The 25,137-nt window shown below is 65.9% G+C and carries 26 protein-coding genes and 1 tRNA gene; 14 read left to right on the top strand and 13 right to left on the bottom strand.

Annotation, left to right across the window (positions count from 1 at the left end):
- Positions 1-169 precede the first annotated feature (169 nt).
- The 3 genes from CHB65_RS11455 (at position 170) to CHB65_RS17905 (ending at position 1,880) form a co-directional block, all read left to right on the top strand.
- Positions 170-1,195 carry a succinylglutamate desuccinylase/aspartoacylase family protein gene (locus CHB65_RS11455; protein WP_089385208.1) on the top strand — a complete coding sequence of 342 codons (1,026 nt, stop codon included), beginning with the start codon at positions 170-172 and terminating at the stop codon, positions 1,193-1,195.
- A gap of 79 nt (positions 1,196-1,274) precedes the next feature.
- Entirely contained in the window at positions 1,275-1,676 is a 402-nt protein-coding gene (locus CHB65_RS11450) for a universal stress protein (protein ID WP_089385207.1), read from the top strand.
- Between the two features lie 72 nt (positions 1,677-1,748).
- Positions 1,749-1,880, top strand: coding sequence for a hypothetical protein (locus CHB65_RS17905; protein ID WP_281251564.1), 132 nt, complete (start codon positions 1,749-1,751; stop codon positions 1,878-1,880).
- Here the strand turns inward: CHB65_RS17905 and CHB65_RS11445 are convergent.
- The 5 genes from CHB65_RS11445 to CHB65_RS11425 all read right to left on the bottom strand — a co-directional run bounded on the left by CHB65_RS11445 (position 1,857) and on the right by CHB65_RS11425 (position 7,215).
- Positions 1,857-2,531 (bottom strand): DJ-1/PfpI family protein, encoded by a 675-nt coding sequence (locus CHB65_RS11445; RefSeq protein ID WP_089385206.1) that lies wholly within the window; start codon positions 2,529-2,531, stop codon positions 1,857-1,859. The genes CHB65_RS17905 and CHB65_RS11445 overlap by 24 nt on opposite strands.
- Positions 2,532-2,630: 99 nt before the next feature.
- The gene (locus CHB65_RS11440; protein ID WP_089385205.1) at positions 2,631-4,181 is read right to left on the bottom strand and encodes a cryptochrome/photolyase family protein; all 1,551 of its coding nucleotides are present in this window, start codon (positions 4,179-4,181) and stop codon (positions 2,631-2,633) included.
- Between the two features lie 54 nt (positions 4,182-4,235).
- The gene (locus tag CHB65_RS11435) at positions 4,236-4,634 is read right to left on the bottom strand and encodes a hypothetical protein (protein ID WP_089385204.1); all 399 of its coding nucleotides are present in this window, start codon (positions 4,632-4,634) and stop codon (positions 4,236-4,238) included.
- Between the two features lie 78 nt (positions 4,635-4,712).
- Positions 4,713-6,770 (bottom strand): rhomboid family intramembrane serine protease, encoded by a 2,058-nt coding sequence (locus CHB65_RS17460; protein ID WP_179213650.1) that lies wholly within the window; start codon positions 6,768-6,770, stop codon positions 4,713-4,715.
- Between the two features lie 115 nt (positions 6,771-6,885).
- Complete coding sequence (locus CHB65_RS11425) at positions 6,886-7,215, bottom strand: rhodanese-like domain-containing protein (protein WP_089385202.1); 330 nt, start codon at positions 7,213-7,215, stop codon at positions 6,886-6,888.
- Positions 7,216-7,459: 244 nt separating this feature from the next.
- Between CHB65_RS11425 and CHB65_RS11420 the strand changes: the two genes are divergently transcribed.
- Together CHB65_RS11420 and CHB65_RS11415 are read left to right on the top strand one after the other, a co-directional pair.
- Positions 7,460-7,565, top strand: a tRNA-Glu gene (locus CHB65_RS11420).
- 67 nt (positions 7,566-7,632) lie between these two features.
- Positions 7,633-8,052, top strand: a complete 420-nt coding sequence (locus tag CHB65_RS11415; RefSeq protein WP_089385201.1) for a disulfide bond formation protein B — start codon at positions 7,633-7,635, stop codon at positions 8,050-8,052.
- A 21-nt stretch (positions 8,053-8,073) separates the two neighbouring features.
- On the opposite strand, the gene CHB65_RS11410 is transcribed toward CHB65_RS11415, so the two are convergent.
- The gene (locus CHB65_RS11410) at positions 8,074-9,663 is read right to left on the bottom strand and encodes a DASH family cryptochrome (RefSeq protein ID WP_089385200.1); all 1,590 of its coding nucleotides are present in this window, start codon (positions 9,661-9,663) and stop codon (positions 8,074-8,076) included.
- Between the two features lie 146 nt (positions 9,664-9,809).
- On the opposite strand from CHB65_RS11410, the gene CHB65_RS11405 reads away from it, so the two are divergent.
- The 3 genes from CHB65_RS11405 to purF all read left to right on the top strand — a co-directional run bounded on the left by CHB65_RS11405 (position 9,810) and on the right by purF (position 12,960).
- The gene (locus CHB65_RS11405; RefSeq protein ID WP_089385199.1) at positions 9,810-10,877 is read left to right on the top strand and encodes a zinc-dependent alcohol dehydrogenase family protein; all 1,068 of its coding nucleotides are present in this window, start codon (positions 9,810-9,812) and stop codon (positions 10,875-10,877) included.
- Between the two features lie 92 nt (positions 10,878-10,969).
- Positions 10,970-11,347, top strand: a complete 378-nt coding sequence (locus tag CHB65_RS11400) for a DUF5820 family protein (protein WP_089385198.1) — start codon at positions 10,970-10,972, stop codon at positions 11,345-11,347.
- A 110-nt stretch (positions 11,348-11,457) separates the two neighbouring features.
- Complete coding sequence (gene purF / locus CHB65_RS11395; protein ID WP_089385197.1) at positions 11,458-12,960, top strand: amidophosphoribosyltransferase; 1,503 nt, start codon at positions 11,458-11,460, stop codon at positions 12,958-12,960.
- A gap of 33 nt (positions 12,961-12,993) precedes the next feature.
- Here the strand turns inward: purF and CHB65_RS11390 are convergent, their stop codons facing one another.
- On the bottom strand, positions 12,994-13,803 hold the full coding sequence (locus CHB65_RS11390) for a metallophosphoesterase (protein WP_089385196.1): 810 nt from the start codon (positions 13,801-13,803) through the stop codon (positions 12,994-12,996).
- 39 nt (positions 13,804-13,842) lie between these two features.
- Positions 13,843-14,079 carry a hypothetical protein gene (locus tag CHB65_RS11385; protein ID WP_089385195.1) on the bottom strand — a complete coding sequence of 79 codons (237 nt, stop codon included), beginning with the start codon at positions 14,077-14,079 and terminating at the stop codon, positions 13,843-13,845.
- A gap of 128 nt (positions 14,080-14,207) precedes the next feature.
- On the opposite strand from CHB65_RS11385, the gene CHB65_RS11380 reads away from it, so the two are divergent.
- Positions 14,208-16,043, top strand: coding sequence for a site-2 protease family protein (locus CHB65_RS11380; RefSeq protein ID WP_089385194.1), 1,836 nt, complete (start codon positions 14,208-14,210; stop codon positions 16,041-16,043).
- Positions 16,044-16,096: 53 nt separating this feature from the next.
- Complete coding sequence (locus CHB65_RS11375; protein ID WP_089385193.1) at positions 16,097-17,803, top strand: aldehyde ferredoxin oxidoreductase family protein; 1,707 nt, start codon at positions 16,097-16,099, stop codon at positions 17,801-17,803.
- A 51-nt stretch (positions 17,804-17,854) separates the two neighbouring features.
- Here the strand turns inward: CHB65_RS11375 and CHB65_RS11370 are convergent, their stop codons facing one another.
- Both CHB65_RS11370 and CHB65_RS11365 read right to left on the bottom strand, forming a co-directional pair.
- Complete coding sequence (locus tag CHB65_RS11370; protein ID WP_089385192.1) at positions 17,855-19,432, bottom strand: PAS domain-containing sensor histidine kinase; 1,578 nt, start codon at positions 19,430-19,432, stop codon at positions 17,855-17,857.
- A 2-nt stretch (positions 19,433-19,434) separates the two neighbouring features.
- Positions 19,435-20,172 carry a DUF5806 family protein gene (locus tag CHB65_RS11365; RefSeq protein ID WP_089385191.1) on the bottom strand — a complete coding sequence of 246 codons (738 nt, stop codon included), beginning with the start codon at positions 20,170-20,172 and terminating at the stop codon, positions 19,435-19,437.
- A gap of 95 nt (positions 20,173-20,267) precedes the next feature.
- Here CHB65_RS11365 and CHB65_RS11360 point away from each other — a divergent pair, with 95 nt between their 5' ends.
- Positions 20,268-20,636 carry a universal stress protein gene (locus tag CHB65_RS11360; protein WP_089385190.1) on the top strand — a complete coding sequence of 123 codons (369 nt, stop codon included), beginning with the start codon at positions 20,268-20,270 and terminating at the stop codon, positions 20,634-20,636.
- Entirely contained in the window at positions 20,633-21,187 is a 555-nt protein-coding gene (locus CHB65_RS11355) for a GNAT family N-acetyltransferase (protein ID WP_089385189.1), read from the top strand. The genes CHB65_RS11360 and CHB65_RS11355 overlap by 4 nt, the downstream gene beginning before the upstream one ends.
- 23 nt (positions 21,188-21,210) lie before the next feature.
- Here CHB65_RS11355 and CHB65_RS11350 read toward each other — a convergent pair whose 3' ends face one another.
- From CHB65_RS11350 to CHB65_RS11340, 3 genes are all read right to left on the bottom strand, one after another.
- Positions 21,211-22,932 carry a tRNA uridine(34) 5-carboxymethylaminomethyl modification radical SAM/GNAT enzyme Elp3 gene (locus CHB65_RS11350; RefSeq protein WP_089385188.1) on the bottom strand — a complete coding sequence of 574 codons (1,722 nt, stop codon included), beginning with the start codon at positions 22,930-22,932 and terminating at the stop codon, positions 21,211-21,213.
- Between the two features lie 113 nt (positions 22,933-23,045).
- Positions 23,046-23,222, bottom strand: coding sequence for a 50S ribosomal protein L37e (locus tag CHB65_RS11345; protein ID WP_089385187.1), 177 nt, complete (start codon positions 23,220-23,222; stop codon positions 23,046-23,048).
- Complete coding sequence (locus CHB65_RS11340; RefSeq protein ID WP_089385186.1) at positions 23,219-23,461, bottom strand: LSM domain-containing protein; 243 nt, start codon at positions 23,459-23,461, stop codon at positions 23,219-23,221. The genes CHB65_RS11345 and CHB65_RS11340 overlap by 4 nt, the downstream gene beginning before the upstream one ends.
- A gap of 196 nt (positions 23,462-23,657) precedes the next feature.
- On the opposite strand from CHB65_RS11340, the gene CHB65_RS11335 reads away from it, so the two are divergent.
- Both CHB65_RS11335 and CHB65_RS11330 read left to right on the top strand, forming a co-directional pair.
- On the top strand, positions 23,658-24,731 hold the full coding sequence (locus CHB65_RS11335) for an aldo/keto reductase (protein WP_089385185.1): 1,074 nt from the start codon (positions 23,658-23,660) through the stop codon (positions 24,729-24,731).
- Positions 24,732-24,898: 167 nt separating this feature from the next.
- On the top strand, positions 24,899-25,105 hold the full coding sequence (locus CHB65_RS11330) for a hypothetical protein (RefSeq protein WP_089385184.1): 207 nt from the start codon (positions 24,899-24,901) through the stop codon (positions 25,103-25,105).
- Positions 25,106-25,137: the final 32 nt, after the last annotated feature.

The raw sequence follows: 25,137 nt of genomic DNA, 5'->3' as shown, positions 1-25,137 counted from the left end.
GCGGGATCGTCCGACGGTTCGTGAGCGCTCGCCTTCCTCAGCACGGTCGCTACCGTCGGGCCGACGCGGCCGTCACGCGGCTGCGTGCGGATCAGGTTCCTCCCGATCGATCATGTGTACCGCTGTCACGGCCGTCATATATATACCCAACCCCCGGTTCCGGTGGAACATGAGCGATGACGGGGTCTTCACCTACAACGGCGGCGCGGTCGCGCCGGGTGAGACCCAGAACATCCGGTACGGAATCAGCGAGACCTACCTCGGCGACCCGGTGCGGATCCCGGTGACGATCGTGAACGGCGAGCACGACGGACCGACGGCGTTCCTTTCCGCGGCCGCCCACGGCGACGAACTCAACGGCATCGAGGTCGTCCGCGAGGTCGCCCACGAGTGGGATCTCTCCGAACTCGCGGGTACCCTCGTCTGTCTGCCCGTGCTCAACGTCCCCGGCTTCCTCGCCCAACAGCGCTATCTCCCCGTCTACGATCGGGATCTCAACCGATCGTTTCCGGGGAAAGCGGGCTCGACGAGTTCGAAGCGGATGGCTCACCGGATCTACTCGAACTTCATCGCGCCATGTGATTTCGGCCTCGACTTTCACACCTCCACCCGCGGCCGGACGAACATGCTCCACGTCCGTGGCGACATGACGGACGTGGGCGTCCATCGGCTGGCGTTGGCGTTCGGCTCGAGCGTGATCCTCGACAGCCCCGGTCCGACCGGGACGCTCCGCGGCGAGGCGACCGCGGACGGGATCCCCACCATCACGATCGAGATGGGCGAGGCCCACCGGTTCCAACGTGAGCTCATCGACGACGCGCTGGCGGGCGTCCGCTCCGTCTTCGCGGAGTACGAAATGCTGACGTCGACGACGGTCCGCTGGCCCGGCTGGCGGACCATCGTCTCGGAACCCGGTGAGAAGACGTGGCTCCGTGCCGACGTGGGCGGCATCGTCGATACCCACTACGAGAGCGGGTCGCTCGTTAACGAGGGCGACCGGATCGCGACGATCACCAACCCGTTCAAAGAGGAACCGTTTGGCGTTGAGGCGCCCTTCACCGGGCTGCTCATCGGCGTGCTGGAGAACCCGGTCGTCTACCCCGGCAATCCCCTCTGTCACCTCGTCGAGGTCGACGAGGCGACGCGGCGGGCCCTCGCGAGCGACCAGTCGCCGTCCGACGAAGACGCGATCTGATGCGATCCGTGACCAGCCGGTCGTCGCGGTCGCGGTCGAACCGACAGCGTATTTATATTGAGGGGCCGACCCATTTATTATGACGTTGGTCGTGGTTCCCGTTCGATATCCGCCGTCGAGCCACTCGGAGGCGACGCTCCGAGAGGCGGTCCGGGTGGCCGAGGAACGCGACGCCGACCTCACCATCCTGCACGTTGACCTCTATCAGAACAGCCGCCATGTCACCCGAACGGAGCTCAAACAGTCAATCGAACGGCGACTTGGGCGACTCGACCGCGCTCGTTACGTCGTCAGGCGGGGATTCCTCGTCGAGGAGACGATCTTAGAGGAGGTCGCCGCCGAGGGAGCCGATGTCGTCGTCATCGGGTCGAAGCAGGCGGGGCGCTGGCGGCGGATGGTCCAGAAGCTCCTCTCGGACCCCGATATCGACGGCTACCTGCGGGAGAAACTGGACTGTACGGTGATCACCGTCGAGGGGTGACGTCCCGCCCGCTCTCAGCAACCCGACACGCAGAGCCGATCTTTTATATAATGGGGTGCCGTGGGCGAGGTCATGGGTATCGGTGAGATCCTCAGCGGCGAAGAGATGACGATGCGACAGGTCGGGATCATCATCGTCGGCTGGATCCTGCTCGTGAGCGTCGTCTCGGTACTGCTGCTTTTATACACCCGGTTTTTCATCTGACCGACGGGCGATCCCACCCCGACGCTCGTGTTCCAACACGGTCGCGACCCGATCCGCCACGGTCTCGCCCAGCTCCAGTTCGACGAGATATAACGCGAGGTCGATCCCCGAGGTCACCCCGCCGGCGGTGACGAGGTCGCCGTCGTCGACGACGCGCGCCTCAACGACGTTCGCCCCCGACTCTCGAAGCTCCTCCACGGCGCCGGCGTGGGTGATCGTCCGCCGGCCGTCGGTGATCCCCGCCGTCGCGAGCAGCATCGATCCGGTGCAGACGGTGGCGATCCGGACACCGGCATCGTGGTAGGCCGCGAGCGCCCGCGGGATGTCACCGCGTTGTGCCTCCGCCCACGCGCTGGCCTCCTCATCGCGGGCGTTCCAGCCCCCGCCGGGAACGACGAGCAGGTCGGGGGCGTCCGTCGACTCGGGATCGGGGAGCGTCCCGTCGATCCCGACCCGCGTGCCATGGCTCGCCGTTACGGTCTCACGCGCCGAGTGCGTCACGTAGCGCACGCGTCCGACCGGCTCCGGCTCGTCGTCGGCGTCGGCTGCGGCCTCCTCGGCCGCGTACGTCAGCGCGTAGTCGAACACCTCGTACGGCGCGATGCCGTCGATCTCATCGAAGCCGTCGTACAGCAACACGTCGATGTCCATCGATCGGCGCTATGGCTGCCGTGGATAAGGCGCTTCCCCCACGCAGTACGGAGCGCTACGCGTCGGGAGGATCATTTGGTTCCTCACCACGCGCCCGGTCTACGCGTCGGGATCCTCACCACGCGCCCGTTTATACATCGCGAGCGCCCGTTCGCGCCGCTCGGCGTGATCGACGATCGGGTCGGGATACTCGGGGGCGGCGTTGGCTCGCTGGACGGCCAGCAGGTCGGGCCACTCGTGGATGAGGTCGGGTTCGACGCCACGGAGTTCGGGGACGTACGTCGTGATGTACTCGGCATCGGGATCGTAGCGTTCGCCCTGCGTCATCGGGTTGAAGATCCGGAAGTACGGCTGGGCGTCGGTCCCGGTCGAGGCGGCCCACTGCCAGCCGCCGTTGTCGTTCGCGGTGTCGTGGTCCGCGAGCCGGTCGCGGAAGTGCGCGTAGCCGTGTCGCCAGTCGGCGAGGAGATCCTTCGTGAGGAAGGAGGCAACGATCATCCGAACGCGGTTGTGCATGTATCCCTCCGCCAGGAGTTGACGCATCCCGGCGTCGACGATCGGATAGCCCGTCTCGCCTCGCTTCCACGCCTCGATCTCCTCGGGGTCATCGCGCCAGTCGATCGGCTCCTCGTAGGTCTTGTAGTTCTCCGTGACGACCTCGGGGTTGTGAAAGAGCACCTGCGTGTAGAACTCCCGCCAGGCGAGTTGCGCTTGGAACTCCTCGACGCTCGCTTCGGCCTTCGGCTCGGGCCGGTCCGTCGCGGCCTCCCTCGCCCGTTCCGTCTCGGCGTACACCTCCCGTGGCCCGATCTCGCCGTATTTAAACGCGGCCGAGAGCCGTGAGGTTCCCTCCCGGATCGGATAGTCGCGGTCGTCGACGTAACTGAAGACGGCCTCCGAGAGGAACGCGTCGAGCCGCTCGCGTGCGGCGTGCGTCCCGGCGGGCTGCAGTTCGACGTCGGGTTCCCCGAAGCCCAGCACCTCCATCGGCGGCAGCTCGCCGACGGCGACACGGACGTCGTCGCCCTCGTCGTTTCCGTCTCCGTCACGGTCGTCGTCGCCCTCGTCGTTTCCGTCTCCGTCACGGTCGTCGTTTGGCCCGAGGAGCCCGGCCTCCCGGAGGTCGTCCGAAAGCCGATTGTCATCGAGGAGGTCGGCGTCGTCGGGCGCGGGAACGGGGTCATCCACCTCGCGGTCGCGCCACTTCTTCCAGTAGTAGCTGTACACCGAGTACGGGTCGCCCGCGTTCGTCCGGATCGAATCGGGTGTGTGTAACACCGCGTCGTGGTGTGCGTCCCGTTCGACCCCGGCTTCGGCGAGCGCCCGCCGCACGCGAGCGTCGCGCTCCCGGGCGAGTCCCGAGTAATCGCGGTTCCAGACGACACGGTCGGCATCCAGTCCCTCAGCGAGCGCCGGGAGGATCGAGGCGGGGTCACCGTGGGCGAGCAGCAGGTCGCTTCCACGGTCGCGGTAGGCGTCCCGCAGGGCTTCGAGGCCGTCTAACAGCCGGCGAACGCGAACGTCGCTGGCGTGGGCGAGGACGTCCGTATCGAAGACGAAGACCGACGCGATCGGTCCGCGTTCTGCGGCCGTGGCCAGGCCGAGATTGTCGGCGACGCGGAGGTCGCGACGATGCCAAAAGAGGTCCATAAAACGGGTACGCGCGTCAGGGTCCTGAATCCACCGACGTGTTCGCGATCCGGCTTAAACGGTCGTCGCCCAGACCCGATAGTCATCCTCGAGTGCATACACCTCACGGAACGCGCGCTCGATGAATCCCGAGACCCGATTGGCGTCCGATCGGGCCGTGATCACCGCGTTCGTCCCCTCCGCGTCCTCCGGGCTTTCGAGTTCGGCGATCCGGAACTCCGGGAACTCGTCCACGAGCGATTTTAACCGGTCGAGCTCCGCGTCCGTGCAGTCCATCACGACCTCCGTCCCCGCGAGCTGGATCCATGGCGGCACCTCACCGCCGTCGGTGACGTCGCTTTCGGGGTCGACGTCGACGGTCATCACCTCGCTCGACCGCTTGCGATGGGCCGTCACGGCGTCCGCGAAGAGCTTCAGCCGCTCCGTCTCGGTTGTGGCGTCGAATCGGGTCATACGGATCCCTCCTCGCCGCTCCCTCTTAAGAATAAACGAGCGGTGGGAGCGACGTCGCTTCCGGGCTACGTGGAGGACTTATGCCCGCCGCTCCGCGAGCACGACGGTACTCCCCGAGCCCTCGACGACGAGCCGCGCATCGACGTCCTCGTCCTCGAGATCGCTTCCCCCGTCGCCATCGACTGGGACCGTTCGGATCCGTAGATCGCCGAGCGATTCCTCCTCACCCGGCTCCGGGACCGTCGCGGTGAGCGGGTCTTCAGCCGCATCACCCACGCCTTCGTCGCCCGTCGCGTCACCGTCGGTCGCTCCCTCGGTCGGCGTCGCACGCACTTCGAATCCATCATCCGTCGGGGCAACGGCGAGCGCGTGGCCGTCGACGCGCGAGTCGCTGTCGATGACGTCACCGACGTACGAACGGATCTCCTCCTCGTCGTGTTCGAGATCGACCGCGTAGGCGGTCTCGTTGCCGACGACATCCCAGGCGACCCGGTCGACGGCCACCTCCTCACGCCAGCCGATCCCGCCGACGACGACGGTCGTTTCGCCCTCGTGTGCGAGCACGGCCGGCCGTTCGTCGACCGTCCACATCTCACGCTCATCGCTCGTGACGATGACCCCGTCCGTCGTCCCGCCGGTGAATCCCTCACCGAGGTCGATGGCGCCCGACTGCGGCGCGGGCTCGTCGTCGACGTACGCGACCGAATAGTCACCGATCTCGATCGCCTCCGAGCCCTCGATAGACGGGTCGTCGACGACCAGCAGCCCGAAGACGACCATCGGTAACGAGGCCAACAGGGTGAGACCCACGATGACGAGGACGGCCCCGCCGCGACGGGTGAGTGGCCCGGAATGAAGCCGTCGCGGGAGTATCGCGGGGATCGCAGGCAAAGAGAGCAGGGTCGCGAGGATCGCCGCGCTCAGGAGGCTGATCGCGGCCGGCTCGTCGAGGGCGATCGATGCGGCAGCGACGAGGGCGCTCGCGAGGACGACCAGGACGACCCAGGCGGCCGCGATCCCACGGCGCACGCGGGGCTTTCGGGGCTTCCCGTGTGCGGTATCGGATGGATGCCGTTCCGTTGACTTCGAGCCATCGGCTGGGGTGTCACCCTCGGTACTGTCCTGGGTGACCCATTCGAACGCCCCGGTGTCATCCGCCTTCGATGGCTCCGAGGAAGTGGATCCGGCTCCCGAAACCGACGGTTCGAGAAGCGGCACCCGCACTATCAGGGGCCGGGCGCTTCCGGCGGCCGCGAGCGCGATGAGAACGGTCAGCCCGAACAGGAACGTCATCCCCACGCCCCGATAGAGGACGAACTCGTCCGCCCCGCCGCCCGTCAGCAGCCAGACGGACTGGACGACGCCGACGACGAGGGTGCCGCCGAGGACGCGATCCATCCGTGGCCGCGTCCCCCGGGCGGAGAGCAGGGCGATGGCGAGCAGCGCTCCGATGAGAAACCCGAGCAGGTGCGCCTGAAAGCCGACCCCCGCCCAACTCGGTGGCGCGGGCGGCCCGACGGAGAGCGTCTCTCGAACGAGCGGGGAGGTGAACGCGGTGAAGATCGTCCCGACCGCGGAGGTCGCCACGACGCCGACGACGGTCGCGAGCGGTCTGGCGACGACCGCGAAGCCGACGATGCCGTAGAGCGCGCCGGAGAACCCGAGACCCGGACCGAGCGAGAACGCCGCGGTGAGGAAAGCGACCGCGAACAGGGCCGCCGGGAAGACGACGACCGCGCGCAGCCAGGGCCGGCCGAGGAGGCCGTTATCCGCCTGCGAGTCGGCGGCGCGCTTCCGTGAGCCGCCCCGATAGTGGCCCCAAACGTACTCCGCGATGGGTGCCAACACGAGCGTGCCGGTCATGTTCGAGACGATGTGATCGGCACCCCCGTGGGCGATGCCGGCGGTGAGGATCCCCGTGGGATAGAGATACGACCACGAGATGAACGCGTAGATAACCGGAGCGTCCGGGTACTGAAAGCCGCTCTGTGCGAACAGATAGAAGCCGACGACGACCGCGACGGTGACGAGCGTTCCCCACGGAACGCCGAGAACGAATCGGTCGGTCAGGCGCTCCCGCCACGCGTCGCGGTCGAGGACGTGCCACGCGAAGGCGGCGAGGAAACACAGTGACACGCCGAGTGCGACCCGAGTCGTTGTTATCGGAATCATGCGGTGATCTGACTATTATCCTATCGGGACCGGAGCGTGATACGTCCTCGGTCGCCCTCGAGTCCGCTCTCGGGTTTGATCACTTCGCGTCGTCGGGTTCGAGCTCGAACGCCCACTCGCGATAGCCACCCGCCATGCTCGCGACGGTGACGTCGTCGTCGACGCCCTCGTAGCTGTCGATGAGTTTGGCGGCTTGGATCGACGACTGGCCGATGGGACAGGCACAGACGATGTCGGTTTCGTCCCACTCAATCTCGTCGACGCGACGTGGTAACTCCCCGAGGGGGAGGTTGATCGCGCCCGGAATGTGGCCCCGGTTGAACTGCGATTCGGGGCGGGTGTCGACGACGCGGATCGTTCCCTCCTCGACGCGCTCGTGGACCTCTTCGGGGGTAAGCTCCTCGACCATCGATTCTAACCGAGGCCATCGAGATTATAAAGGGCGTCGCTCCCGATTCCCTCGCAAACCCGGGTGGCCGTGTGCACGGACTGTCGGTGGTCACGAGCACGAACTGTCGGCGGTTGCGGGGATGAGCCGTCGAGGATTGCGGGGATGACCGGCCGACGCGAGCGCCTCGGCGACCGAGACAATCCATATCACGGCGACGGGAGTTGAGAAGAGTTAAATCGGATGCCGCGCAACGGTCGGATGCGCTCGGTTGGTGTAGTCCGGCCAATCATGTTGGCCTTTCGGCGGACGCGGCCTCGGGCCGGTCCGGAAGACAGCCGACGACCAGGGTTCAAATCCCTGACCGAGCACTTTTCAGTGATCGGCACACGGGAGCGACGGCGATTCGCTTTTGATTATCGCCCCTCCACTGTCCCCATGGAACGGGGTGAGCCGGTTCGACTGCTTCTCGGAGCGGTCACGCTCGTCGCCGCGGTCGCCACCGTCGGCAGCCTCTATTTCAGTGAGGCCATGGGATTGGTTCCGTGTGACCTCTGTTGGGTCCAGCGGATCTTGATGTACCCGCTCGTGATCGTCGTGGGCGTCGCAACCCTTGAGGGGCGAACGGCCGTCTGGCGAACCGGCCTGCCGCTGTCGCTTTTGGGCGCCGCCGTCGCCGCCTATCACAGCTATCTCCAGCTGTCGCCGGATGCGACCTGTACGCTCGACGGCGGCTGTACGACGATCCTCTGGCGGGGCTTCGGGGTGTTCACCATCCCACGGCTCACGCTGGTGGCGTTCCTCCTTATCAGCCTCGGGCTGGTTGGCGCGGCACTGCTCGATCGGCGGGGCCGCTAAGGGCTCGCTAGTGACTCCCGACTACTTCATCTCCAAGACCGGCCAGGGATAATCTTCGCCGAGATGCACCCCGTGGTGTCCCTGTGTCCCCGGATCCATCGTCCACGGCTCGTGGACGTACGCCGTCGGCAGATCGGCGACCTCGGGAACCCACCGTCGAACGTACTCGCCGTCCTCGTCGTAGCGGTTGGCCTGCCAGACGACGTCGAACGCACGATCGCGTGAGTCGTTGCCGACGCCGGCGATGTACGCCCAGTTGCCGTAGTTCGAACAGGGGTCGTAATCGACGAGGTGGGTCTCGAAGAAGGCGGCCCCCTTCCGCCAGTCCACCCGACAGTCGTTCGCGAGGAAGGAGGCGACGTTCTGACGGGCGCGGTTCGAGAGATAGCCCGTGGCACGTAGCTCGCGGATCCCGGCATCGACGAACGGGACACCCGTGCGTCCCTGACGCCAGCGCCGGAGGCGTCGCTCCTCCTCCTCGCCCGTCGCCCATTCGATGTCGTCGCGCTCGCGGATCCCCTCCCGTGAAAAGTAGCGATCGCCGTGTTTGGCGACCTGGAAGGCGAAGAAGTCCCGCCAGATCAGCTCGAAGATGAGCCAGTAGGTGGAGTCGTTTTCGACGCGGACGGCCTCGTACGTTCGGACCTCGTCGTGGACGGCCCGCGGCGAGAGACAGCCCTCGTTGAGCCACGGGGAGAGCTTCGAGGCGTAGTTCCGCCCGACGAGGCCGTTGCGGGTCTTTTTATATTGTCGGAGATGGTCACCCTCCCAGAGGTATTCCCGGAGGCGGGCGATCCCCGCCGCTTCGCCCCCACGATACTGGAGGGCGTCGTCGGGGCGACGATCAACGTCCCCGTCGCCCGTACCGTCGCCCTCGCCGGTTTCGTCGCCGGCGGATCCCCCATCGAGGAGGTCCGCTGGCTCGGGGATCCGTCCGGGCGCAAGCGGGTCCTCGTCGTCACCTAACGGTGACGGAACCGGCGGAAGCGACGGCACGCCGAGCGGCGCTCGAACCTCGACATCGGCCGCGTTCTCGACGGACTTGCGGAACGGCGTGTACGTATCCTCGACCCCCGCCGGGCCGTCCGGGAGGTCGGCCGGATGATAGAGCGTGTGTCCGGGATCGGTTTTGAGGGGTGTCGGCTCGTCGCGGTCGGCGAGCGCCCCGCGGACACGGGCTTCCGTCGTCCGCTCCTCAGGGACGTTCCACGACCCCGCGTGGACGACCTCCGCTCCGGTCCGCTCCGCGAACGAGGGGATCACCTCCGCCGGGTCGCCGACGCGGACGTACAGTTCCGAGCCGAGCGCCCGGAGGGACGCGCGAAGGTCCGCGACCGCCTCCGTCCGGAAGCGAGTGCGGTGAAACCCGGTCTTGTCGTATCTAAATGACCGTCGACCGCCGTATTCGCTCGGTCCGTAGTCGTCCGGGTCGAAGACGTAGATTGGGATCAGTCGGTCGGCCGCCGCGGCCGCGACGAGCGACGGGTTGTCGTGAAGCCGCAGATCCCGCCTGAACCAGTGGATCGCGATCGACTGTCGGTCAGGCGTTTCGCCGTCGGAACGCGGTTCGTGGTCTTTTTTCCCGTTGGCAGAGGGGCGATCGTTCTGCATGACTCCGGTACGGGCTGGAGGGGTGAAAACGACCCGGAGAGGCGGCCACCTACGTGGGAATAATAAAAAGTTGACATTTCAATTTTAATATGAACGATAATAATATACAATCATTACATAGATGCCGCGTGAAACGGCGTCCGGCCATGCAAGCCGTCGTACTCGAGGAGTTCAAGGAGCCGTTGGAGGTACAGGAGGTCGAACGTCCGGAACCCGAGCCGGATGGAGCCGTCGCCCGCGTCGACGGCTGTGGTGTCTGTCGCAGCGACTGGCACTGCTGGCAGGGCGAGTGGGACTGGTTCAACTACCGGCCCGACCCGCCACACGTACTGGGTCACGAACCGACGGGGACCATCGTCGAGGTCGGCGAGAACGTGACAAGCGTGCAGGAAGGCGACACGGTGGCGATCCCGTTCAACTTCGCCTGCGGGGAGTGCTCGCTCTGTCGAAACGGGCGTGAGAACATCTGTGAGAACCACATCGGCCTCGGCTTTATGAACGAGGCACCGGGCGCGTTCGCCGAGGAGGTACACATCCCGGCCGCCGACGTCAACGCGGTTCCGCTCCCCGACGAGATCGAATCGGATACCGCCGCGGGAATCGGCTGCCGCTTTATGACCTCCTATCACGCGATGGCCCATCAGGGCGACGTCGGCAACGGCGAGGACGTCGTCGTGCACGGGCTGGGCGGGATCGGGCTCGCTGCGGTGCACATCGCAAACGCGCTCGGCGCGAACGTCATCGGCGTCGATCTGATGGACGAAAAACTCGAAAAGGCCGAGGAACTCGGCGCGGTCGACACCGTCAACGCACGCGATGTGGACGACCCGGCGAAGGAGGTCCGGGACATGACCGACGGCGGCGCGGCGGTCTCCGTCGACGCGCTCGGGATCACCGCGACCTGTCAGAACGCGGTTCGATCGCTCGGTAAGGGCGGCCGCCACGTCCAGATCGGCTTGACAACCGCCGCCGAGGAGGGCATGATCCCGCTGCCGACCGACGAGTTCGTCGCGAAGGAGATCGAGTTCATCGGCTCGCTGGGGCTGCAGCCGTCCCGATATCCCGAGATGCTCGATATGATCCGAACCGGAAAACTCGACCCGACCGCGCTCGTCTCGGAGACGATCGACATCCATCAGGTGCCGGACCGGTTAGCGGCGATGACGGACTTCGACACGATGGGGATCCCCGTCTGTAACGAGTTCAGCGGCTGACCGAACCCGCACGGACCGATCCGGTCGGGGGAAGGGCCGTCCCCCCGCCCGCGGAGCGCGACCCTTTCATCGCTCGAGAACCGAACGGAGGTATGAGCTTCGAGGCGCTTCCCGACGGGTGGCAGGTGTGGAACCAGGAGCCCGGCGGACGGGCGATCCTGGTCTTTCGGCCGGACGTGTTCAACGAGGACGGCTTCCCCGCCGAGTGTCTCCCGACGATCTACCTGACGAACGGCTCGCGCAGACGACGTCCCGGCGCGGGCCAGTACGCGACCGACGAGTGGCACGTCGTCTGCTTTTTGGAACCCGAGATCGAGGCGGTCGCCGAAACGTACGACGACCGGGAGGTCGCCGCAGAGGCCGCCGTCGACCTCGCCGACCGGTTTGCCGACGGCGACGTCGACTATCGGGAACCGTACCAGATCCCGCGGGAGGACTACTTCGAGGCCCTCGACGAGCTGACCGGATGAGCCGTGACCACCCGAGAGGAATACACACATATGGATCGATCGGCGGGTAAAAACCGATCGACACGCCACGGACACGAGGGTTTTTATTCGATCCCCGCACACGAGCAGACATGGAACCCGGTGGGGATCACATCGATGGCGACGAGCCGCGGGAGAAGTGCGGCATCGTCGGCGTCTCGTTAACGGACCGGGCGGCGGTCCGACCGCTTTATTATGCGCTGTATGCGCTCCAGCATCGTGGCCAGGAGTCGGCGGGGATCGTCACACACGACGGCTTTCAACAGCACAGCCACGTCGAGCGCGGGCTGGTTGGTGACGCCTTCGACGAACGCGCCCTGGAGTCGCTCGCGGGCAGTACCGGGATCGGCCACGTCAGGTATCCGACCGCCGGCAGCCTCGATAAGAGCTGTGCACAACCCTTCTCCGTCTCGTTTAAATCCGGCTCGCTCGGCCTCTCGCATAACGGGAACCTCGTCAACGCCGACGAGGTCCGTGCCGAACTGGAGAGCGCGGGTCACGCGTTCACCTCCGACGGCGACACGGAGGTGATCGCCCACGACCTCGCACGCAACCTATTAGAGGAGGATCTCGTCCGCGCCGTGAAACACACGATGGGCCGGATCCACGGCTCCTATTCGCTCACGATCACCCACGACGACACCGTCCTCGGCGTCCGCGACCCGCTCGGAAACCGGCCGCTCTGTCTCGGAAAGCTGGAGGACGGCTACGTCCTCGCGAGCGAGTCGGCGGCCATCGACACCCTCGATGGCGAGCTGATCCGGGACGTGAAACCGGGCGAGTTGGTCGTCTTGGAGCCCGACGGGGCGGGCTATGATACCTATCAGCTCGTGGATGCGGGTTCGACGGCCCACTGCTTTTTCGAACACGTCTACTTCGCCCGCCCGGACTCGATCATCGACGGCAGCCTCGTCTACGAGGTGCGCCGCGAGCTCGGCCGAAAGCTGTGGGAGGAGTCCGGCGTCGAGAGCGACGTGGTCATGCCGGTGCCCGACTCGGGTCGCGCGTTCGCCTCGGGATACGTCGACGCCGCACACGAGACGACCGCCGACGGCGACCCGCGAGCGGAGGACGACGGCGGCGTCGAGTTCGCGGAGGGGTTGATGAAGAACCGCTACGTCGGGCGGACGTTCATCATGCCGACACAGGACGAGCGCGAACGCGCGGTCCGGCTGAAGCTCAACCCGATCCGCTCGACGGTCGAGGGGAAGACCGTCACCATCATCGACGACTCCATCGTTCGAGGGACGACCTCGACGCAGCTCGTCGAACTCGTCCGGGAAGCGGGCGCGGAGGCGGTACACATGCGGATCGGCGCGCCGCCCATCGTCGCGCCCTGTTATTTCGGCATCGACATGGCGACTCGCGAGGAGCTGATCGCCGCCGACCGGTCGGTCGAAGAGATCCGCGAACGGATCGCCGCCGACTCGCTCGCGTACCTCTCGATCGACGCCGTCGCGGCCGCCTTGGAGGCGTCCCGGGCGGACCTCTGTCTCGGCTGTGTCACCGGCGAGTATCCGTTCGACGTCGAGGGCGAAACGACCGACCGGCGCGTCGAGCGCCCCGAGTTCAGCGGGGTTCCTGCGGACGACTGATTCGATCCGTTCGTCGGCTTCGACCGGCGCGCGTCACACTTCCTGCGGATCGCCTTCGTTCCATTCGAGCAGCCGTGGTTCGTCGGTCAACTGCAGATACGTATGGCGACCCTCCATCCAGGCTCCTGAGTTGGCGACCCGTGCGGCCGAGGCGATCCCCCCGTCGTGGGTGTGGCCGAGACAGAGCCAGTCGACCTCCGGGCGGCTCTCGACGTACCGGCCGGAACCGGGCGGTTGCACGCCGAGGTCGATGTCCGTTTCACAGCGGTCCATCTCACGCACCCGGTCGTCCCACGTTCCGTGTCTGAATCGGTCATAGAGCAGTCGCCCGGCAGTCATCACGGCGTCCAACCGGCTGTCGCCGTCGGCGACGGTCGCCCACTTCTTGCTGAAGGTCGCACCGACGGCGTCGTCGCTGACGAGCGCCAGTTTATCGAAGTACCACTCCCGCTGGACGGGGTCGAACTGGTGGCCATGGAGGAAGGCGTAGGCGACGCCGTCGCTTTCGAGGGTCAGGTCGGTCTCGTAGGCCGTTTCGTAGTACGGTTCAGAGCGCGTTCCGGCGTCATGGCGGGCGTACCAGTCGTGGTTGCCGAGGACGTAATGGACCTCGGTACCTTCGTCCCGAAGCGCCGACAGCGAGGCGAACACGTCGTAGTTCTCGCGGGTGAGCGTCCGCATGTCCCGACGCCAGAGATCCTCGATGTCGCCGTTCAATACGAGGTGATCGGGTCGGAGGTCCTCACGGAGGTAGTCGAGAAAGCGGCCGAACTCGGTCTTGACGGGAGCGGACGATGCGTCATCGGCGACGCCGAGGTGAACGTCCGAGACGGCGACAATCATGCGGGTCGCCGGCTATTTGTCGGAACCGTACTTAGTTGTTCACTCGCCGCGGCCGCGCCCGAGTGTGGGGAGCTGGACGCCGAGTTCGCTGAAAAGCGCGCCGACCACGCCGTACGCGAGCACGAGCACCGCGAATCCGATCAGCACCTGTCCGATCGCGAGCGAGACGATACTGAGCGGGTCGCCGGCGCCCAAGATCACTTCGTTTACAAAGATCTCGACGAACCGGCCGACGTCGCCGACGAGTCGGACGAGGAAGTCCACTAACGCCATCATACTCGGCGGTTCGGGAGGCGGGTACTTGGATGTTGAGGATCGTCGGTTGGCCGGGTTCGGAGTTCGACATTACGTGTCGGTCCGTGGAACCGAACACCTTACCCATCGCCGTCGCTAAACCGGGTTCAATGAGTACCCTGCTGTGGGTCCTGTCCGGGATCCTCGCGTACACGGCGGTCGCGATGTGGCTCCGAAACCGCGGGATCCTCCCGGACTCGGTTCGCGTCTCCGGTCCCCTGACCACGGTTCACACCCGCCGTGGCCGGGAGTTCCTCGATCGCCTCTCACGCCCGACACGCCTCTGGCGGGCGCTCGCCAACCTCGGCCTCGGCGGCGCGCTCGTCGCGATGGTCGGCTCGTTCCTCCTCATCGTCACCTCCGGGATCTCCGCGATCGCCGCCCCACAACCGGCGGCGATCCAGCAGCCACAGAACTTCCTCATCATCCCGGGCGTCAACGAGTTCCTCCCGCTCGAGGCCGCCCTGGAGATCGTGATCGGCCTCGTGATCGCGATGGTGGTCCATGAGGGCGCACATGGGCTCCTCTGTCGCGTCGAGGGGATCGACATCGAGTCCATGGGCCTCGTGTTCTTCGCGTTCCTCCCCGTCGGCGCGTTCGTCGAGCCCCACGAGGAGACGACCCGGGAGGCCTCCCGTGGCGCCCGCGCACGGATGTTCGCCGCCGGCGTCACCGCCAACACGCTGTTGACGATCGTGGTCTTCGCGCTGCTTTTCGGCCCGGTCGTCGGCGCGATGTCCGTCGCGCCGGGATATGCCGTCGGCGAGGTAAATCCCGGATCGCCGGCCGAGGACGCCGGGATCGTCGACGGCGACCGTCTCGTCGCAGTCGAGGGCGACCCGGTCGAGACCGCCGACGAGTTCGAGGCCGCGATCGCCGACGCCGACAGGGAGGTGACGGTCACGGTCGACGACGGCGAGGGCGAACGTGTGGTGGATGTCGACCGCCAGCTCCAGATCGTCGGATCCGCCGGCGGCAACCCGCTCGGCGTCACGATAACGGACCGACCGGTGACCGTCGAGGCGGTGAACGGCGAGGCCGTGGGCACCGAACGGGAGTTCTTCGAGGTAATCGGCGACGACGAGCGGGCGACCGTCGAAACGGACGCGGGCGCAGTCGATGACGACGCCGAGGACGCCACGGAGATGGCGATCGGGGCGTATATCATCGAGGTTCAACAGGACGGGCCGCTGCATGACGCCGGCGCGGAACTCGGCGAGCCGCTGACGATCGTCGAGATCGACGGCGACCGGATCCGCGACGACGACGACCTCGCCGCGACCCTCGGGGAGCGTGAACCCGGAACCGTCGTCGATGTCATCGCCTACACGGGCGAGGACGAGCGCGTGACCTACGAGGTCGACCTCGCGCCGCACCCGGACCGGGAGGGTGGCTTCCTCGGCGTGAACATCTTCCCCGGCACGAGCGGGCTGGCGCTTGACGACTTCGGCGTCTCCGAATATCCCGCCGGGGCGTATCTCGAACTCCTCGGCGGCGATGCCGGCGGCGCCGCGGACGATGTGCCGATCGGCGGGCTCGTCGACTCGCCGCTCGGGCTCGTCTTCGTGACGCTCATCCTCCCGCTCGGGAGCCTCTTCGGGCTGCCGTTCAACTTCGCCGGCTTCAACGGGGGGGTCACGAACTTCTTCGTGATCGAAGGGAGCCTCGCGATCCTCGGCGGCGGCGTGTTCGTGCTTGCGAACCTCCTGTTTTGGACCGGCTGGATCAACATCCAGCTCGCGCTGTTCAACTGCCTGCCGGCGTTCCCGCTCGACGGCGGACGGATCCTCCGGATGGTCGCCGAGGCGGTCGCGAGCCGGCTTCCGCTCGGGGACAGACACGCGGCGGTCCGGACGGTGACCGTCTCCTCCGGGTTGCTCATGCTCGTCGGGCTCATCGTGATGATCTTCGGTAACCAGATCATGGCCGCCCTCGGGGTCGTCTAGCGGACGAATACCGACACCCCGAGTTTTATCGATGCAGATGCAAATCTAGGTGTATGAGACACGCCCATGGGCTCCTCCTCAGCATCGATGTCGGCGAACGGACCGCAACGACCGAACCGATAGACGACGTCCTCACCGAGTTTATCGGTGGCCGGGGACTCAACACCCGACTCGCATACGACCGGATTCCGTTCGACGTCGACCCGCTTGGACCGGAGAACCGGCTCTATCTTTCGACCGGACCGATGCAGTACTCGCGGACCTCCTACACCGGCCGGATGGCGGCGACGGCCGTCTCGCCGCTCACGAACGGGATCTGCTCGTCGAACGCGGGTGGGTTCCTCTCGCGAAACTTCACCGGTGCGGGCTATGCGGCCGTCGAGATCGTCGGTCAAAGCGACGGCCTTCTGGCGATCCACGTCCGCGAGGCCGACGAGGACGGCACGCCGAACGTCACATTTGAGCCGGTCCCGGACCTCGCGGAGGCGGAGACATCGGCGGTCTCCGAGTATCTGGGCGAAGAACACGACCTCGAACCCGAGAACGTCGCCTGTATCGGCCCGGCCGGCGAGCACGAGGTTCGCTTCGCGTCGATCATGACCTCCGACACCCGGGCGTTCGGGCGAGGTGGGCTCGGGGCCGTCCTCGGATCGAAAGGCGTCAAGGCGCTCACCTTCGCGGGCGATGCCGACCCGGGGATCGACATCGAGTGGCCGGGGGATGCGGGCGAGGTTCATCGGGAGGCGGCGACCTCGGACCACATCATGAAACGACAGGGGACCACGAGCGTGACGGAGCTGGCGAACGCGGTCGAGGCGCTGCCGTCCTACTACTTCTCCGAACGGTCCTTTGAGGGGGCCGAGGGGATCTCAGGTGATCGCGTCGAGGAGAAGAAGTATAAAAAGGGGACCTGCTCACAGTGTGCGTTCGCCTGCAAGCTCCCGACGCGTGATGAGGCGACCGGGATCGAGACGGAGGGTCCGGAGTTCGAGACGGTGATGGCGTTCGGGTCCAACGCCGGCATCGACGACATCGTCGACGTGATGGGCGCGAACGAGCTGTGTGATGAGCTCGGGATGGACACCATCTCCTGTGGCGACGTCGTCTCGATGTATCTCGCGGCCGAAGACGAGTTCGGCAACGCGACGCTCGTCCACTCGCTCGTCGAGCAGATCGCCTACCGCGAGGGGGTCGGCGACAAGCTCGCCGAGGGCGTTCACCGGGCACACGAGGAGTTCGGCGTCGACGACTGGACGGTGAAGGGGCTCGCGTTTTCGGGCCATGACGGACGACAGCTCAACGGTCAGGGGCTCGCCTTTGCGACCTCGAATCGGGGTGCCGATCACATGTACGGGGAGTTCTACCCGTACGAGTACCCGCTCGTCGGTAAGGAGGACGCGCTCGATCCCCACGGACTGGAGGGCAAGCCACCGAAACTCGTCGCAAAGGAGAACCGGAACGCCGTCCTTGACTCGGCGGTCGTCTGTAAGTTCTCGCGGGGGACCGTCACCGACGACCGGCTCGCGCGACTGCTTGACACCGACTACGACACCCTCCTCGAGATGGGCGCACGTGTCGTCGAACTCGAGCGGGCGTTCAACAACGCGCGTGGCTTCGACCGCGGGGACGACTCGCTCCCGTACGAGATCGACGGGTTCGAGGATGCCCTTTCGGAATACTACTCGATCCGTGGCTGGAACGACGACGGGACCGTTCCGGGGTATGAAAAGGCGGATGTCCCGGCGGTCTCGGGCGATTGAGACGCGCTCCGTGACCGACCGTGAGGATCGGTCTCTTCGGTCTCGTGGCTCCTACCGGTCGGTTTCGGTCCCCTCGACGCGTCCGCTCGCATCGACAAACTCGACGCCCCGGAACTCGAACCGAGCCCCACCCGCCTCGGCGTCGGCGATCGATACCGACCAGCCGTGTGCGCGGGCGATCTCGGCGACGATCCGAAGTCCAAAGCCGGTCCCATCCGGGTTCGTCGTCATCCCGGGTTCGAACACCTCCTCACGGATCCTGGGATCGATCCCGTCACCGTCGTCCGCGACGTAGAATCCGTCCCCATCTGGAAGCGGACCGACCTCGATGGCGATCGTTTCATCCCCTTCTCCATCGGTGGCTCCGTCATCCATCCCGTGTTCGATCGCGTTGCGAAACAGGTTCTCGAGGACCTGCGCGAGCCGGCTTCTGTCCGCCGAGATGGTGACATCTCCGGCCACGGAGAGCGTCGCCCGTTCGGTGTCCACGTTTGTCCAACACTCCTCGGCGAGCCCGGCGAGTTGGACCGGTTCGACCTCGTCGATCCCGTCGCCCTGTCTGGCGAGCGTCAGCACGTCCTCGATGATCGCCTCCATCCGCGTGAGCGATCGATCGATCGCTTGGAGGTCCTCGCTGTCGTGCTCCTCACGCACCAGTTGGAGCCGGCCGGCGGCGACGGTGAGCGGGTTCCGGAGGTCGTGTGAGACGACGCTCGCGAACTCCTCCAAGCGGTCGCGCTCGTGGGCGATGTCCGTTTCCTTCGATCGCAGCTGTTGTTCGCGTTCGATACGGACGAACACCATCGTTATCGTCGCCCCCCACAGCCGGGCGACGGCCTGGTCCGCTTCCACGAGGGCGTCCGGTTCCGGGGAGCTAACGCTCAACACGCCGTACCGGCCGAGCGGAACGATGAACTCACAGCGGACGGGGGTCTCGGGGTTGTACCGTGTCGGCTCGTCGTGTGTATCCGGAACGTAGTGCGGCTCGCCGGCCCTGAACGCGCGGGCGATGAGCGTCTCGCCGTCGAGGTCGAAGGTGGGATGATCCCCCACGAGTTCCGCCGCAGCGTCCGTCCACGCCGCCGGCCGGAGCGTCCCGTTCGCGTCATCATGGAGCCAGATCGCCGCGAGCGGCAGGTCGAGCACGTTCTCGATATCGGTCACCGCCGCCTCAGCGGCGAGGTCGCGGTCGGTCGTTTTTAAGAGATCCTGTGTCGCCCGGTGGAGGGACGTGAGCATGTGGGTTCGTCGCTGAAGCTCCACCTCGCGGGCGCGCTCGGTGCTCACGTCCACGACCGTCGTGAGGATGTATGTCTCGCCGTCGTGTTCGAAGGGGCCGAGGCTGACGCTTACCGGGACCTCCGTGCCGTCCGCGCGGAGCGCATAGAGATCGAGTCCCGATCCGAGCGATCGGGGCTGCGGGTCCCTCATATATGTCTCTCGGAGGCTCGCATGCGACTCCGCGTCCTCGGGATGTAACAACGACTCGACGACGTCGCCTTCGAGCTTTTCGGGGGCGTATCCGAGCGTCTGCTCGACCTGCGCGTTTGCGAACCGGACGATCCCGTCGCCGTCGACGACGAGGACCGGGTCGGGAAGGCCGTCGAGAAGCCCCCAGTCGTCGCGCATCGTCACTCCTCTGTGGCGCCGTGAACGTGTCCACACTCGGGACAGCGAACCTCCTCGCCCCGGAGGTCAGCCGAGGACGCCCGCACTTCACGCATCACCTCACTGATCCGATCCTCGGCTTCGAGCTCCTCTGCGACCGCGAGGTCGACCCCCTCGACTTCGAGGAGGAACTTGGCGACCTCGGTCACCTCGTACATCATCTCGTCCAAGTCCTCGGCGGTGAAGAAGCCGGACATCGCCCCGTACAAGAACGTCGCCCCGGCTTTGGTCACCTTCTCCTCGAAGGCGTATCGGGCCTGATTGACCGCCTGTGGCGTGTAGGTGTCGGTCATAAAGGGGACGAGTTCGGGGAGGTTCTCGCCGATCTTCGTCATCTCCACGCCGGTTTCGGTCCGGAAATCAGCACACAGCCGTGCGATCGCCCACTCACGTGCCGTAATGTAGGTTCGATCCCGGAGGAACCCGTTGACCCGTTCATACCGGGCCCCGTCCATCTTTTTAAACCGCTCGTACTTGCGGACGTCCGGCGGGGGCAACGATGACCCGTCCGGTTGGTGCGCCGTCGACTCCTCGTCGGGCCCATCCTCGTCGGGTCCATCCTCGTCGGGTCCATCCTCGTCAGGTCCATCCCCGCCGTCGGATCCTCGCCCGCCAGCGTCCTCCGTGGCCGCTCCGGGGTCAGCGTCCTCCGTGGCCGCTCCGGGGTCGTCGTCGGTCGCGGGACCGGGCGGATCGCTCATGACAGTACGGATCGACGGCCCGTACAAAAGGGTTGTCGCTACACCGTCCGGCGGAACGCCGAACCCTTTTTACCTCGCCCGTGGACCGAAGCCATATGAAGGTACTCTGTGGGATCGGCGGGAGCGACGATTCGATCCGCGCGCTCGAACGAACCGTCGACCGGGCGGTCACGGCCGATGACGACGTGACGATCCTCATCGTCGAGAATCCTGATTCCCCACGTTCGACCCCTGAAATCGTCGATAGAGCACAACAGACGATCGATGCGGCGGGACTCGATGCGGACATTCGAACCGTCGAGGGCGACCCGGGCAGCCAACTCGTCTCTATCGCCGAGCGGGAGGAGTTCGATGAGATCGTTCTGGGCGGCGGACAGACGAGCCCAATGGGGAAGATCACGATCGGTCCCATCGCCGAGTTCGTCCTGTTGAACGCCACGACGTCGGTGACGCTGGTTCGATGAGCCCGAGACGGTTCCCCGAGGACGTTGCCGACGACTTCCCGTCCCCACCGATGACCTTCGATGACCGATCGGGACGGGCGGTCGAGGTCCGCGCCTACGACGGGAGCGAACCGGAACACGAGGCGCTCGTCGCTATGTACACCTCCTTCGACCCCGCCGACCGTGCACAGGGGATCCCACCGGGCGGGGAATCACGGGTTCGCGATTGGCTTGAAGCGATCCTCGATGAGGACTGTTTCAACGTCCTCGCGTGGTGTGACGGGGAGGTCGCCGGACACGCCACGCTCGTGCCGGATGGCGACGGCGAGAGCTACGAACTCGCCATCTTCGTCCACCAGGACTATCAGGAGGCCGGGATCGGCACCCGACTCATCCGTGGACTGCTCGGATACGGACAGCGACACGACATCGAGAAGGTGTGGTTGACCGTCGAGCGGTGGAACCATCCCGCGGTTTCTTTGTACAAAAAGATCGGCTTCGAGACCTCCAACGCCGAGAGCTTCGAAATGGAGATGTCGCTTCGGCTGTGTGCATCCGAGGACGACGAGTAAGCGCCGCGTTTTCTCAGCGCCTCTCAGAGTCGCTTCGAGACGTATGGGCCGTCCTGTGTGTATCCCAGCTTCTCCCGGTAGTACTCGCGGGCACCGATTCCGGAGATGACGGCGATCTTTCGGTAGCCGGCCTCGCTGGCCATCCCTTCCGCGTGTTCGAGCAACTGGCGGCCATAGCCCTGATGCTGCCAGTCGCCGTCGCCGCCGAGGCCGACCTCGCTCCCGTAGACGTGGAGTTCGCGAACGAGCGCGGCATCCCGGAGTTCCCGGCGAACGTCGTCGGTCGCCGTTCCGGGTGCACCGGGCTGATCCGGGGCGAACGAGGGGAATCGGAGCCGGCAGAAGCCGATGAGGAGGTCCTGAACCGGATCCTCGACGGAGATGAAGTGTTCCGTGCCGCCGGCGGCCTCGTAGGTGAGCACGTCGAGTTCGACGTCCTCGGGGTTCGGATCCGCCTCGTTGTGGCCGACCTCGCGGGCCCTGATGTCGCGTGGGACGATCCCCTTCTCCTCGGCACGCTTCTCGGCGAGCTGTCTGAGGTTCGACTTCCAGACGCCCCCCTCGATGAAGTCCGCGGGGATGTCGCGCTGGACACGCTGGAGGCGGGTGTACTTCGGGATCATTCCCATCACCTCCGCGATCAGGTCCGCCGCCTCCTCGTTCGAGAGCGGCTCGAAGTCGCCGCGGTGCCAGTCGTCGTAGATACGGGTTCCCTCGACGACGAGCGTCGGATAGATCTTGAGGTAATCGGGCCGCCAGCGTGGGTTCTCGAAGAGCTGACGGAAGTCCTCCAGACACATCTCCTTCGTCATCCCCGGCTGTCCCGGCATCATGTGGAAGCCGACCTTGAACGCGGCGTCTCTGAGCCGACGGTTGGCGTCCCGGGAGGCCTCGTTGCCGTGGCCGCGATGCATCTCACGGTTGATCCGCTCGTAGGTCGTCTGGACGCCGACCTCGACTTTCGTCCCGCCGAGATCAAGCATCCGGTCGATCTGTTCGGGATCACACCAATCGGGCTTCGTCTCGAAGGTCGTCCCGATGTTTCGGATCTCGTTCGTCTCGTTTTCCGCGATCACGTCCTCCAGGTAGCGGAATTCGATATCCTCAGGCGCTTGGGCGAACGACTCACCTTCCGCCGGCTCCGGATCCGCATCGAGGTCGTAGTCGTTCATCGCCTGCAGGGCGCGTTTGACGAACCACTCCTGATAGTCGTGTGAGCGGGCCGTCATCGTTCCACCCATCAGGATGAGTTCGACCTTGTCGACGGGATGGCCGATCTTCCGGAGCTGTTCGAGCCGGAGGGTCACCTGTCCGTACGGGTCGTAGTCGTTCTGTTTGCCGCGGGCTGCGGCGGGTTCGTGACCCGTGTACGCCTGTGCGGAGGAGAACTTCGAGGCGGGTCCGCCGGGACAGTAGAGACATTTCCCGTGCGGGCAGGTCTCCGGGGAGGTCATGATCGCGACCGGCGAAACCCCGGACGCCGTCCGAACCGGCTTCCGTCGGACGACTTCCAGCACGTCCTCGCGGGCTTCATCGGGGGTGTGATCGAGGATCGCGGTGTTTTTCGGCACCTTCGGCGAGGAGAACTCGGAGCAGGCCTCGAGCTTCGCGGATTCGAGGTCCTCGCGGTCGACCTCGCCGGCCAGAATGCGATCGACGAGCGAGCGACAGGCGTTCGCGAACGCCTCCGACTCGGTGTCGTCCGACCCGTCCGAGTCGGTCTCGCTCGATACGTCCGTACTCATTACCCGTACGTCGCGACCTTCCGGTGTTAAGGGTGTCGACGGAGGCGTGGAGGAGCGATGCGACTGGGAGGCTTGCGACAATCGGTCGGTAACAGTGCGGTCGGATCGGCCGATCAGTGGTCGCCGGCTTTCGACTGCCAGGAGTAATCACGACGCTTCGCGGACTTCCCGAAGCCACACGAGGAGCAGCGCTCCTTCGTGCGGTGGTAGGACGTCTCGCCACACCGTCGACACTTCACGTGAACCGTCTTGTTCTTTTTCCCTTGAGAGGGCGTACCGGAGCCGGTCATGCTTTGATCGTGACGACGTTATCGCCGCGTATAATCGTTGTGTCTTCGATGGCGACCGCGAACTCGCCGTCGAGCTCGTCGCCGATCCGGTCGACGACACCCTCTTCGGGCTCCAGTACGACGTTCATGTGCTGGTCGTAGCCGGCGAGGATCCCGTAATACGTCGTCCCGTCCTTGAGATGGACGGTCACAGGTTCCGAGAGCGACGCTTCGAGCACGTCGAGGGGTCGTCCGCTCATTGTTCAAGGTGGTGCCCGTCGGGCTAATAAAAATACCGGGTACGAGTCACCGCGAGAACGACTGACGTGGGCGGAATCGTCCGATCCGTGGATTCCTCCGTCGATAACGAAATGCGCGAGCGGCGACCGCAACGCTCGATCGAACCCTTGGGGACGGACCGCACCCCCTAAGTGTCCCGGTAGCCAACGAAAGAGCATGCACTACCGCGAACTCGGACGCTCCGGCGTTGAGGTGTCTGAAGTCGGCTTCGGCGCGTGGGTCGTCGGCACGAACTGGTGGGGGGACCGCACCGAGGAGGAGGCCATCGGGATGGTCGAGACCGCCCTCGACCACGGGATTACCTACCTCGACACGGGCGACGTCTACGGCCACGGCGACAGCGAACGGATCATCGGAAAGGCGATAGATGGCCGCCGAGACGAGGTGACGCTCGCGACGAAGATCGGCTACGACTTCTATGAGAACCCGCAGGCCGGCCACGGCGAACTGCCAAAGGAGCTCGACCGCGAGTACCTCGAAACCGCCTTCGAGCGCTCGCTCGACCGTCTCGGCACCGACTACGTCGACCTCCTCCAGCTACACAACGCCAACGTGAGCGAGGTCAATGGGGAGGTCCGCGACCTGCTTCGTGAGTGGAAAGCCGACGGTCGGGTTCGGGCGCTCGGCTGGGCGCTCGGCCCCTCGATCGGCTGGCTGGCCGAGGGCGACGCGGCCGTCGAGTACGAGGAGTTCGACGCGGTCCAGACCGTCTTCAACCTCTTCGAGCAGGAGCCCGGGCGGCACTTCATCGACACGATTCGCGAGACGGGCTCCGACACGTCGGTTATCGCTCGCGTTCCGCACTCCTCGGGGCTGCTCAACGAGCAGGTGACCCCGGACACCGTCTTGGAGGAGGGCGACCACCGGGCACACCGCCCACAGGAGTGGTACGAGACCGGCTGGGAGAAGGTCGAAGCGATCCGATTCTTGGAGCAACCCGACCACGCCGAGGGAACACGGACGCTCTCGCAGGCCTCCATCGCGTGGCTGCTCTCCCACGACGAGGTCGCCTCGGTTACCCCGACGTTCCGAACCGCCGCGGACATCGCCGAATGGAGCGCCGCGAGCGACGTTCCCCGCCTGTCCGCCGACGAGTACGACCGACTGGAGGAGCTGTACGCGACCAACTTCGGGATCGACCGCGACGACGGGATGGACGTGCTCCGAACCTCCGTCGACGGCGAGGACATCGAGGCGGCGGGCCTCGACAAGCGCGCCGCGTCCTACTGACGGGACCGCTTCCCACCCAGTCACTTCCGCTCGAAACCGCCCGAGCGTAGCGACTTCGTCGCCGACGCGTTCAGTTTCACTCCGGGGTCCTCGCCTGACGCGTCACACCGGATTCGGAACCCGACCACGCGGGATCCGTATTAGTATACACCGGGCATAGCACACGCATGAACCGTCCAGTCGGGCTCGGGTTGAGACACGTCATCTGTCCCGCGTGTGCGACCGCGTTCGCACTCACGACGATGCCGGAGGCGTGTCCGGCGTGTAGCGAACCTGCGCTTCGGTCGCTTTCGGACGATCAGGGGGAGGCGGACTACTTCGCGGGGACGATGCGCACGGAGCGCGTGGAACACCGAGCGTCCAGGGATCCATGACCGTTCGATTGGGTGAGCGACCGCGTGGCAGA

Source organism: Halorubrum vacuolatum, from assembly GCF_900188065.1.
In the GTDB taxonomy this organism is placed as follows: domain Archaea; phylum Halobacteriota; class Halobacteria; order Halobacteriales; family Haloferacaceae; genus Halorubrum; species Halorubrum vacuolatum.
This window is presented reverse-complemented; position numbering and strand designations above follow the sequence as displayed.